This window comes from Pseudomonas sp. GW821-FHT11G12 (assembly GCF_058808055.1).
In genome coordinates, this window is record NZ_JBXARH010000008.1 from 84158 (window position 1) to 96208 (window position 12051).

The window sequence follows — 12051 nt, forward strand, 5'->3', positions numbered from 1 at the left end:
CCTGATGCATCGTCCCCTGCCCACGCGTTGGTCTTTTTTGGCTGATTAGCCTTTAGTTGCGTCGGTCGACGATATACCGGGCCAGATCGCGCAATGGCTCGGCGGCCGCGTCAAACGGTCGCAGTGCATGCAACGCCTGATCGCGCAGTTCCAGGGCATAGGCCTTGGCTGCGTCCAGACCCAACAGGGCCGGGTAGGTCGGCTTGTCGCGGGCAATGTCGGCACCCTGGCGTTTGCCGAGGGTTTCGGTATCGCTTTCGACGTCGAGGATGTCGTCCTGCACCTGGAACGCCAGGCCGATGGCCTGTGCATAACTTTGCAGGGCCTTGAGTTCATCCTTTTCGGCGCGGCCGCTGGCCAGGGCGCCGAGCTTGACGCTGACTTCGATCAGCGCGCCGGTCTTGTGCCGGTGCATCTGTTCAAGGGCTTTCTGATTGAGCTTCAGACCGACCGAACCGAGGTCGATGGCCTGACCGCCGACCATGCCGGCCGGGCCTGCCGCGTGCGCCAGCGCCGTGACCTGTTGCAGACGGATATCCGCGCTCAGGTCGCTCAGGCGCGGGTCGAGCAGGGCGCTGAACGCCAGGCTCTGCAAGCCGTCACCGGCAAGAATCGCGCAGGCTTCATCGAATTTTTTGTGGGTAGTCGGCTGACCGCGACGCAGATCGTCGTCGTCCATCGCCGGCAAATCGTCGTGTACCAGCGAATAGGCGTGGATCAACTCCACTGCACTCGCCGCGCCGTTGGCCTGCTCGGCCTTGCCGCCGAGGGCTTCGCACGCGGCGTAGGCCAGCAATGGACGCACGCGTTTGCCGCCGTTCATCACGCTGTAGCGCATTGCTTCGTAAAGCCGCGCCAGCTCTGGCAGTGGTGCGTTGAACAGGGTTTCCAGTGCCGCATTGACCCGCGCCTGGCTGGTCGCCGAATACGCCGCGATCATTCTGGCTGATCCGCGTCGAAGGGTTCCTCGGCCAGCTCGCCATCGCGCTCCAGCAACACCTGGACCTTCTGCTCGGCCTGGGCCAGCGCTGCCTGGCAGTCACGGGTCAGGCCGATGCCCTGCTCGAAAGCGGTCAGCGAGTCTTCCAGCGACAATTCACCGTTCTCCAGACGCTCGACCAGTGTTTGCAGGTCGGCGAGGGACTGTTCGAAATCCAGTGCAGCTTTTTTGCGGGCCATGGCGGCTAATTCCGGTTGACGTTAAACCGGCGCGACACTAGCAGATAGGGGGTTTATGGGCAAATGAGCGGGCTGATGGACAATGCTGTCAGTCGGTCGATTCGCCCGGATAACTGATCTGATACCGAGTACTCCGCCCGCCGCCCGGAAGACGTTGCAGGCAGCCTTTTTCCAGCAGTTCCGCCAGATGTCGGGTCGCCGTGGCTTTGGAGACCTTGGCCACACTCTGGTATTGCGCCGCACTGATGCCGTGCTCGAAACCGCGCTCACCACCGTCGAGCAAACGATTGAGCACTTTGATCTGCTCCGCCGACAGCCCGGATTCGCGGTGTGCCTGCCAGAAGCGCGACTTGCCCAACACACTTTCAATCCGTGCGATGGCCTGCTGCAGGCTGCGCAGCAGGGTTTGCAGGAACCATGTGAGCCAGTCAGTGATGTCCAGCGTGGCTTTCTGACTGGATTCCAGAATTCGGTAGTAGCCCGCGCGGTCATCGAGAATGCTGGCGGACATCGCGTAAAAACGAATCGCCTGCGCTTCGCCCTGAGCCAGTGCCAGATCGGTGAGGGTGCGAGTCAGGCGTCCGTTGCCGTCATCGAACGGGTGCAAGGTGACGAACCAGAAATGTGCGATACCGGCTCGCAGTAAAGGATCGAGGCCTGCCTGATGCTGACTGGCGTCGAACCACTTGAGAAAACTGTCGAGTTGTCGCTCAAGGCCTTGTCGCGGTGGCGCCTCGAAGTGCACGGTCGGACGGTCGATTCGTCCGGAAACCACCTGCATCGGCTCATCGCCGCGTAATGCGCCGACATTGATTGCTCGCGAAAGGAAACCACTCTCCTGTTCTGGAAACAGCCATGAATGCCATTCCAGCAATCGTTCCAGCGTCAGCGGTTCGGCAAAACGTTGAGTGGCATCGAGCATCAGTTGCGCCAGCCCCTCGCTGCGCTTGCTGACGTTGTCGCCATCCGGTGATTCCAGCCCCAGACGTCGTGCCAATGAAGAACGCACGGATTCAACATTCAACTGCTCCCCCTCGATGGCCGAGGAGGTCACGATGTTCTGCAGCAACGCGTCCAGCTCAGTCTGAGCGCTCAGTGAATTGCCCACTGATCCCGCCATGCCCATCAATTGTCCCTGCGCCTGAACGCATTCGCGCAACAGCGCAGTGAGACGCTCTGCCTGCCAATTGAAGTCGGGCCAATCGGGTTGCTGCCAGATCCAGTGAGTTGCCATGAAATGCTGTTCCTGAGTGCGTGAGCCGAATAGAAATGCTATTCGGCTCATTTTGTGAGCCGAATATGACGCCTATTCGGCTCATCGTCCACCCGGGTGCGTGATTCCCACCGCATTTCAAGATGTATCCGATTGTTAAAAAACTGCCGAATCGCTAACCTTCGCGCCTTCTACGACCCGACAGTCACGGGTCTTTCAGACGAAACGCAGTTTTCACCGCTGTGAAGTACCGAGGATCGGGTGCAAGGTTTCGTTCAGGCATGGCAGGAGGCATCACATGCGTTCATTTCTTTTGCTGCTGGTCGGGTTGGCCTGCGCCCCCGCTTTATGGGCGGCGCCGAGCGCTGATCTGTCAGAACCAGTGGGCGGCTGGCGCTATAACGGTTTGCTCGACCGCAGTGAAAACCCGCAAGTCGCCTATCCCACGCCGCCGATCGATCGCGGCATCCAGCGTAATCGCACGATGATCCAGGGCCAGCTCAAGGCCATCGGCAACCAGCGCGGGCCGCACACTCTGGCGGTCAACGGCAATCCGCTGAATCTGTACACCGACGACGATGGGCGTTTCGCCCGGCCTTATGCATTTGGCGCAGGCTCCAACAGCGTCGAAGTGCGCAGCGCCGAAGGCCAGTCGTTCAAGCGCGTGCAGTTCTACGAAGCGAACAACCTGCGCACACCGGCGCGGATTCGCGTGGTGCTCGGCTGGGACGATCCCAAGGCTGAACTCGACCTGCACATCATTACGCCTGACGGCCAGCATGCGTTTTTCGCCCACACGGCGTTGACCAACGGCGGCGGTCTGGACCCGGACGGTGTCGACGGCCCCGGCCCGGAAATGTTCACCATGACCGCGCCGCTGCATGGCACCTATCTGGTTTACGTCAACTATTGGGGCAACTTCGGCGACGGCGGCTATAACTTCGAGGAGACCAGCAACCAGAACGAGGTCATCACCTCGCAGATCACGCTGGTGCTCAACGAAAACACTGTCGACGAAAAACGCGAAACGTTCATCGTGCCCCTGCGGGCCATCGGTGATCTGCTGCTGGTCAAGACTTTCAACTATTAAGCATCCCGCCACGGATGAACTCGGGTTCTGGAAAGATGAGCGATAACACTGCTACACCGGCCGCCGTAACGCCTGCCGGCAAACCTTCCCGGCGCTGGCCGTTGCTGGTGGTCGGGCTGTGCCTGGTGGCCGGCGTGGCGGGCGGGCTCGGCTGGCTGATGCACAAACCCAAGCTGCCTGCGGCGGCACTGGCCAGCGACAAGCTCGGCCTCAGCCGCCCGGACGCGCTGCTGGAAACCCGCTCCCTGAGCCAGTTGCCCAAGGACTTGCTGACGGTGCCGTTCCTCAAGGCCACGCTCACCGAGGATTTTGTCTTCTATTACGAGACCCATGCTGATCGCCTCGGACTGATAGGCAGTCTGCGGCGGATCATTTACGAGCATGACCTGAAGCTGCAGGACAGCCTCATTGAGCAACTCTTCGATCAACCGGCAGACGTGGCGTTGTGGCGTGGCGCCGATGGTCGTCTGAAGGATTTCCTGTTGGTGATGGATCGCGGCGGACTGGCCAAGCTGCTGGAGCCGCTGGCGAAAGTCGCGCTGGATGATTCGCAACTGAGCGTGTTGAGTACCCTGAAAGTCGGCAGTGACGAGGTGCCGCTGTATCAACTGACCTACAACGCCAGCAAATCCCTGTTGTTCGCTTCCCGTGGCGACAAACTGGTGGTGCTGTCCAATCCGACCAAATTCTACGACCCTGAAAGTGGCGCCTCCGAAGAGTCTGGCCATGTTTCGCCACAAGCGCTGGCGGCGCTGCTCAATGGCGAAAAACTGTTCCCCGAAGCGTTCGGGCTGCCAGCTAAAACACCTGAAACCAAGCAGCGTCTGTCGGTCAATTCCAGCGTCCTCGCCATGGGCTACCAGCGCTTCATCCCGAACTTCGCCGGCCTGCGTTTCGACATGGACGACAAGGGCTGGCACAGCTTCCTCGCCATGGATGAACTGGAGAACCAGCCGGACTTCGATTTCAAACCGGTCTGGCAAGCCATGCCGCTGGGTGCCAGTGCCTGCGTGACCTTGCCGGTAGCTGCCGAACCGCAGAAACCGCTGCTGGTGAAGCTCGGCGCCGAAGAAGCAGTAGCGCAGACACTTACCGAACACGTGGCCGGCGCGGCGGGCCTGTGTTGGTACGCGGATTCGCGGCTGTACACGCCGTTGCTGGTGGCCAGTCTGAAGGACGAGGATAGCGGCAAACTCGACGGCGATATCGGCACGTTGTTCGATTCGATGGTCGGCGCCTATGAAGGCAATGTCGATGAGCACGCGTTCCCGGTGGTGGAAAAACAGGAAGGCCAGAGCCACCTCTGGCAGCGCCAGGTCAGCTCCAACTTCGGCCCTTACGCGGCCAAGGATGCCGAGAGCCCGGACGCGATCACCGGCAAGGCTTTCATGAAAGTCAGCCTGGCGCGCCACGGTTCGACGCTGCTGTTTTCCCTCGACGACAAACTGGTCGACAAGGCCCTCGGCACCCTCGACAAACGCTTCCCGCCGATGGCCGATGTGCTGCCCAAAGACGTGCTGATGCCGATCTACTTTGGTCCGGACTCGATGGCGCAACTGATGCAGCAGGAAACCCTCGACAGCCTGCCGCAGGACATGGAGCCGGTGTTCTACAACGCCGCGCAAACCTACCTGATCCCGAAACTGCGCACCCTCGGCGGTTACGGCAAATACGCCCTGACGTTGCCGGAAGGCAGTGAGCCCGACGGTCACTGGCAATGGCTGCCGCTGGAGTGGAAAGCGCTGTGACGGCACTGATCCGCAGCCTCGGCTTGCTCGCGCTGTTACTGAGCGCGGGTGTCCGAGCGGTCGAAGCGCCGGCGCTCGATCCTGCGCAGTCCCAGGTCTTTCGTGCCTGGTTCGTGCGCATCGCTCAGGAGCAGTTGAGCAAAGGCCCGAGCCCGCGCTGGTATCAGCAGGACTGCGCCGGACTGGTGCGGTTTGCCGCCAACGAAGCGCTGAAAGTCCATGACGACAAATGGCTGCGCAGCAATGGCGTGTCCAACCGCTACCTGCCGCCGGAGCTGGCGTTGAGCGACGAGCAACGCAAGTTTGCCCAGCAATGGCAACAGGGCGGCGGCAAGGTCGGGCCCTACGTCAATGCGATCAAACTGATTCAGTTCAACAGCCATCTGATCGGCCGCGACGTGTCTCAGGCACGGCCCGGCGATCTGATGTTTTTCGATCAGGGCGACGACCAGCACCTGATGATCTGGATGGGCCGTTACATCGCCTATCACACCGGCACGACCACCCCCACTGACAACGGCATGCGTTCGGCAAGCCTGCAGCAACTCATGACATGGAAGGACACCCGATGGATACCCGACGCAGCCAACCCCAACTTCATCGGCGTCTATCGACTGAACTTTCTCTCCCAATGACCGGTGCCCGCATGCTGCGTTTACTGCCTTTTCTGTTGCTGTTAGCCCTGCCATTTTCGGCCGTGAATGCCGAAGACACTGTCGAGCCGAGCGGCTACACGCCGGTGTCCGGTGAAAGCTTCTTCCTGCTGGCCGACAGCAGTTTCGCCAGCGACGAACAGGCGGTTGTGCGCCTCGAAGCGCCGGGCCGTGACTACCGTCGTTTCCGCATGGAACCGTACGGCGGCGCCGACATTCGCGTGTACAAGATCGACAAGCCGCTGGACTTCCTCAAGCGCCAGAAGAACCTGCACCGCGTGGTCAGCGACGGCCAGTTCAAGGGCGAAGGCCTGTCGAACACCCTCGCGTACCTGTGGGACAACTGGTACCGCAAATCCCGTCGGGTGATGCAGCGCGCGTTCTCCTACGAATCGCGTCAGCAAGTCACCGAAGAGGTGCCGGAGCTGAAGATGGGCAGCGCCATCGCTGCGCCGACGCCTTACGACGCGCAACCGCAGTTCGCCTTGATTCCGGGTCTGCCGGTGGTCAGCCAGTTCCGTTATCCGCTGTGGCAGGCCAAGCCGATCCAGCCGCCGGAAGGCGTGAATCTGGCCGGTTCTTCCAGCGAGTTCGTCAGCGTTGCGCCGGGCAACGTCTACATCCCGCTAGGCAACCTGAAACCGGGCCTGTACCTGGTTGAAGCGCTGATCGGCAAGTACCGCGCGACCACCATGGTGTTCGTTTCCAACACCGTGGCGGTGAGCAAGATTGCCGGTGATGAGTTGCTGGTGTGGGCCGCGCGCAAACACGAAGGCAGTTCGGTGCCGAAGGTCAATGTGCTGTGGACCGACGGCCTCGGCGTGATGAGCAGCGGCGCCACCGACACCGATGGTTTGCTGCGCCTGAAACACGTCAGCCCGGAGCGTTCGTTCGTGATCGGCGAGGACGAAGAGGGCGGCGTATTCGTCTCGGAAAACTTCTATTACGACAGCGAAATCTACGACACCAAACTCTACGCCTTCACCGACCGGCCGCTGTATCGCCCGGGCGATTGGGTGTCGCTGAAAATCGTCGGCCGCGAATTCAAGAACGCGCGGGACTCGGTATTGCCGGGTGCGGCGGACGTCAATGTCAGCGTGCTCGATGCGACCGGCACCGAGTTGCAGCGGCTCGACCTGAAACTCGATTCGAAGGCCGGAACCCAGGGCCGTTTCCAGTTGCCGGACAACGCGGTGGCCGGTGGTTACGAGCTGCGTTTCAACTACAAGGATCAGGCCTACAGCAGCGCGTTCCGTGTGGCGGAGTACATCAAGCCGCACTTCGAAATCTCGCTGAATCTGGCCAAGCAGGATTACCGCACCGGCGAACCGGTGAAGGGCAGCCTGGTGCTGCTGTACCCGGACGGTAAACCAGTGGCCAATGCCAAATTGACCCTGAGCCTGCGCGCCCAGCAACTGTCGATGGTCGACAACGAGCTGCAATACCTCGGGCAATTCCCGGTGGAGCTGACCAGCACCGAACTGACCACCGACAGCAAAGGCAACGCGACCCTCGACCTGCCAGCCGCTGACAAACCGAGCCGCTACATGCTCACCGTGTTCGCCAGCGATGGTGCGGCGTATCGGGTCAAGACCACCAAGGAAATCCTCATCGACCGGGGCGCCGCCAGCTTCCGCCTGACTGCGCCGCAGCGTTTCAGCGCGGTGGGTGACAAGGTCGCGTTCAGCTACGCCAACGAAGGTGGCAGCGAACAGGCTCAGGCCGTTGTGCCGAGCAGCTACAGCTGGGTGCGTTTGGAAGACCAGACCACCGGCGAAGGCAAACTGGCGGCGAAAGACAAAGGTTTCAGCGTGGCGTTCGATCGCCCGGGCACCTACAACCTGTCGCTGAAAGATCAGCACGGTCGAGTGCTTGGTGCGACCGGCCATTCGGTCACCGGCGACGGCGTCAAGGCGGTGCCGGGCACCGTGGAAATCGTCCTCGACAAAACTGAGTACAAGGCCGGCGACGAAGCGCTGGCGCTGATCACTTTCCCGGAGCCGGTGAGTGATGCCCTGTTGTCGCTGGAGCGCGACAAGGTCGAAGCCACCGCGCTGCTGGCCAAGGGCGGCGACTGGCTGAAACTGGAAAAACTCAGCGACACCCAATACCGCGCACGCATCCCGGTGAAGGACAACTTTGCGCCGAACCTGACGTTCTCCGTGCTCTACACCAAGGGCGGTCAGTACAGCTTCCAGAACGCCGGGATCAAGGTCGTCGCGCCGCAGATCGACGTGGCAATCAAGACTGACAAAGAGACCTATCAGCCGGGCGATACCGTGACGGTCGACCTGACCACGCAGTTCGCCGGCAAGGCAGTGCCGGCGCACCTGACGGTCAGCGTTGTGGATGAAATGGTCTACGCGCTGCAACCGGAAGTCGCGCCGACCATCGACCAGTTCTTCTATCACCCGCGCCGCAACAACGTGCGCACCAGCGCCAGCCTGTCGTTCATCAGTTACGACGTGGCATTGCCGGGTAGCCCCGGCGCACCGGGCAAGGCTAACCGCAGCGAACGCGGGGTGAAAGTGCTGGAACGGCCGCGTCGCGAAGACGTTGATACCGCTGCGTGGCAGCCAGAATTGCTGACCGATGCCGACGGCAAGACCCGCTTCACCTTCAAGATGCCGGACTCGCTGACTCGCTGGCGCATCACTGCGCGGGCGATTGCCGATGACGGTCAGGTCGGGCAGAAGAAGCAGTTCGTCCGCTCGGAAAAACCGCTGTACCTGAAGTGGAGCGGGCCGAGCAAGTTCCGCAAGGGCGATCAGCCGCAACTCGGCGTGTTCGCCTTCAGTCAGGCCGAGAAACCGGTCAAGGCTGAGCTGGTGACGCACTACGCCGGCGCCGAACAGCGCCTGCCGGTGACCCTCAACAACGGCATTAACTACCTGCCGCTACCGGCGTTTGCATTGGCTACCGGCGAGTGGACAGCCGAGCTGGTGCAGGACGGCAAAACCGCCGACGCCCTCGCTGTGCGCCTGACCGCGACCGGAGAAGGCTGGCAAGTGACGCAGACTCAGAGCCTCGACGTGGCCAGCGGCGACACGCCGTTGACTCTGCCGGCGGACGCCACCGACATTCGCCTGCGTCTGGATGACAGTCCGCAAGCGCTGTTCCGTTCCGCCCTCGACGATCTGTTGAGCTATCCGTACGGCGGCGTCGAGCAGACCGCCAGCCGCTTGCTGCCGCTGAGCATCGCTTATCCGTCGCTGGCGTCGAGCCCGCAGATCCGCGACCGCTTGCGTCTGATCATGCAGAACAGCCGTCTGCGCCTGGTGCAAATGGCCGGGCCGTCGGCGAGCTTCACCTGGTGGGGCTTCGACGGTGAACCGGATGCGTTCCTCACCGCTTACGCCTACTACGCCGACTGGAACGCCAGCCAAGTGCTGGATCTGACCCTGCCGCCGGAGCACTGGCAGCGGGTGCTGGAGGTTTACGCCAAGCAGGCGCCGAACACGCCGTTGCTGCAACGGGCGCTGATCCTGTCGTTCGCCAAGCAGATGCATCTGCCGGTCAACACGCTGCTCAGCGGTTTGATGGACGATCTGGCGAAGGCCGGTGAGGGCAATGCCGCGAACCTGATGGACGACGGTGAGGACAGTCTGGTGATGAGCGATCCGGATTCGGCGCTCGGTCTGGCGGCGGCGCGGGTCCTGACCGCATCGCTGGCCACCCAGTCGAAAGTCGCTTTGCCGGATGCGTTCAATCGTCAACTGGGCGCTGCGCAGCAGCGGTTGGCCGTCAGCTCTCAACCGTTTGTCGAAGCGCTGAACCTGTCGCTGCAACCGTTCGATCAGGATCGTGCGAACGCGCTGCTGCAACGCCTGTTGCCGCAGCAATCGACCCTCGAACGCGCGCTGGCGCTGACCTGGCTGCAACGCAGCATCGCTCAGGCGTCGCCGACCATCGCGCTGGCACCGGGTGAAGGCTGGAAGAAAAACTACGGCGCGACCGGCGAGATGTTCTGGACGTGGCAAGGTGCTGCGCCGGTGCCGAGCGTGTTGACGGTGTCGGGCACCCAGGAGCGTCCGTTGCGTGCAGCGTTGAGCTTCCAGACTCAACAACCGGCGGTCGATCCGATGGCCGTGACCATCACTCGTCGCCTGTCGCGTCTGGTGCCGGGTGACGAAGCCTTTACCTTCAAACTGGAGCCGGTCGGTACTAAACCACTGTCCAGCGACAGCCTGTATCTGGACGAAGTGATCCTCACCAGCAAGGCACCGAAACCGCTGCGCTACGGCATGCTCGAAGTGCCGCTGCCGCCGGGCGCGGATGTCGAGCGCACCACGTGGGGCATCAAGTTGCAGGGCAAGGACGGTACCGAGCCGACCGCGCTGGAAAAAGCACGTTTCGAACCGGGTCAATTGGCCTACGCGGTGCCGGTGGATGCGCTGAGCGGTGAATTGCGTCTGCGGCATCTGGTGCGGTTCTCGCAGAAAGGCCAGTTCAATCTGCCGCCGGTGCGCTTCACTCAGGTCTACGCGCCGCAGCATCAGGCCCAGGAAGCGAAAGCGGCCCTCGGTCAGGTCACGGTCAACTGACATGAGCCGGCCGCTGCTGTGGCTGCTGATGTGTGTGATTCCTGCGCTGGCGACAGCGCAGGATGAACCGTTGCGCGTGGCCTACAAGGGCGAGTTGTTGTCGCTGAACACCACGCAATTGACCGCTCGCGAGCCGCTGCCTTCGTCTCTGGATACGCCGCTGGGCAGTCTGTGGAAGGTGTTCGTTTACGCGTGGCTGGTGGATACCGGCGCGCAAGAGCCGGCGTATGAATGCCGCGGGCAGTCGAAGGAAGAAGTCTATTGCTGCACCGCGGGCGGCAAGATCGAACGTGATCAGGCGCTGGTGAAATCCTGCGGACTGTATTTCGAGCCGGCGCGGCTGGGCATAACCGCTGGCGATTGGAAAACCTATTGGCAGGCGCGACAGGCGCCGTCGTGGTTGCTGGACCTGCCATCGGTGCAACCGGCTACTCGGGTTTCCGTCGCTGACTTGCTGAAAGTTTTGGCTTTGCTGCCGGCTCAGGATCAGATGCGTCGTGTGCTGCTCGACGTGGTGCTGAACGCGGCGGACGGCAATGTCGTCGGTGAACTGGGCGGCCGCTTGCGGGTGAAAACCTGGAGCTGGCTCGGCGATCAGGACCCTCAATCACGCCAGGGCGGATTCGCTGGCTGGACGGCGGATGGTTCGCCGATCTGGGCGGGTGGCCGGGGTACCAGTCAGATGGTTCTGCGGCATTACGGTTCGGCGTTGGCGACGGTGTTGCCTTCTTCCTGGCCGGCGGAGGCGGGGCGTTGTGTCGAGGTCGGACTGTTCTCGCGTTATCCGGTTTCGCGGGTTCTGTCGGGTGAGCGCGTTGCGGGCTCAGGCCCATTGCAGGGTGATTTTCGCGTCGAATTCGCCAATGGCAATGCGCTGGATATCCACAGCGACGGCGAACTGTTTCTGCTCAACGACAAGCTTGTTGCTCGGCTCGATCGTGAAGAGTACGTCGCCCGTGTGCTGGAGCGTGAAGCCAAACCCGAACCCGCCGAAGCCGCCAAAGCATTGGCCGTGGCAATCCGCACGTATCTGCTGCAAAACGCCACGCGCAACGGCGAATGCCTGAGCATCGATGACAGCAGCACTCGCCAGCGTGTTGCACCGCGTCCGGCCTCCGCCGAGTCGCGCAGCATTGCGGCGTGGACGGCGGATCTGGTGTTGGCCGGCAGCACCGTCACCTATCACTCCGATCAACCCGGCCCCGACAAACTCGCCTGGCAACAAGCCGTCGAGCAGGCGAATGCCGGCCAGCGTTACGACGCGATTCTGCTGCACGCCTATCCCCGGGCCAGCCTTAGCCGTTGGGACAACCCGGTGGCGTCCTGCGAAGCGTTGCCCGCCGCGCAGGACTGGCTACAAAAACAGCGGCGTGGCTGGCGTCCGAAGCTGGAAAGCGAAACCGGCTACAACGAAGTCAGCACTTTCGCCGTCTGCAAACTCGCCTTCGGACGACCCTTCGTCGACCGCGAACGCCAGCGCATCTACGTGCGCGGCGTGCTGTCTTTGCAGGATCGCCTCGACCTGACTCACGAATACCTGCACCTGGCCTTTGAAGCACACCCCAACGGCCAGGATGAAACCTATATCGAAGGGCTCGCCCGTCACCTTTTGCTGGAATAGACC

Annotated in this window: 8 protein-coding genes; 5 read left to right on the plus strand and 3 right to left on the minus strand. The window is 62.1% G+C overall.

What is annotated here, in order from left to right; genetic code table 11:
* Positions 1-52 precede the first annotated feature (52 nt).
* The 3 genes from ispA to AC1RR7_RS21965 all read right to left on the minus strand — a co-directional run bounded on the left by ispA (position 53) and on the right by AC1RR7_RS21965 (position 2413).
* Complete coding sequence (ispA, locus tag AC1RR7_RS21955) at positions 53-940, minus strand: (2E,6E)-farnesyl diphosphate synthase (RefSeq protein WP_493072945.1); 888 nt, start codon at positions 938-940, stop codon at positions 53-55.
* A complete protein-coding gene (locus AC1RR7_RS21960) occupies positions 937-1179 on the minus strand; it encodes an exodeoxyribonuclease VII small subunit (protein ID WP_007894317.1) in 243 nt (80 codons plus the stop codon). Before AC1RR7_RS21960 ends, ispA begins: the two co-directional genes overlap by 4 nt.
* 88 nt (positions 1180-1267) lie before the next feature.
* On the minus strand, positions 1268-2413 hold the full coding sequence (locus AC1RR7_RS21965) for a Fic family protein (RefSeq protein ID WP_493158420.1): 1146 nt from the start codon (positions 2411-2413) through the stop codon (positions 1268-1270).
* Positions 2414-2690: 277 nt separating this feature from the next.
* Here AC1RR7_RS21965 and AC1RR7_RS21970 point away from each other — a divergent pair, with 277 nt between their 5' ends.
* Genes AC1RR7_RS21970 through AC1RR7_RS21990 form a run of 5 tightly spaced genes read left to right on the plus strand, consistent with a single transcriptional unit; the run spans position 2691 to position 12048 of the window.
* Positions 2691-3482 carry a YfaP family protein gene (locus tag AC1RR7_RS21970; RefSeq protein ID WP_493158421.1) on the plus strand — a complete coding sequence of 264 codons (792 nt, stop codon included), beginning with the start codon at positions 2691-2693 and terminating at the stop codon, positions 3480-3482.
* A gap of 35 nt (positions 3483-3517) precedes the next feature.
* On the plus strand, positions 3518-5230 hold the full coding sequence (locus tag AC1RR7_RS21975) for a DUF2138 domain-containing protein (protein WP_493158423.1): 1713 nt from the start codon (positions 3518-3520) through the stop codon (positions 5228-5230).
* Positions 5200-5865, plus strand: a complete 666-nt coding sequence (locus AC1RR7_RS21980) for a DUF1175 domain-containing protein (protein ID WP_493158425.1) — start codon at positions 5200-5202, stop codon at positions 5863-5865. Before AC1RR7_RS21975 ends, AC1RR7_RS21980 begins: the two co-directional genes overlap by 31 nt.
* Positions 5862-10427, plus strand: coding sequence for an alpha-2-macroglobulin family protein (locus AC1RR7_RS21985; RefSeq protein WP_493158427.1), 4566 nt, complete (start codon positions 5862-5864; stop codon positions 10425-10427). The genes AC1RR7_RS21980 and AC1RR7_RS21985 overlap by 4 nt, the downstream gene beginning before the upstream one ends.
* A gap of 1 nt (position 10428) precedes the next feature.
* Positions 10429-12048, plus strand: coding sequence for a DUF2300 domain-containing protein (locus AC1RR7_RS21990; protein ID WP_493158428.1), 1620 nt, complete (start codon positions 10429-10431; stop codon positions 12046-12048).
* Positions 12049-12051: the final 3 nt, after the last annotated feature.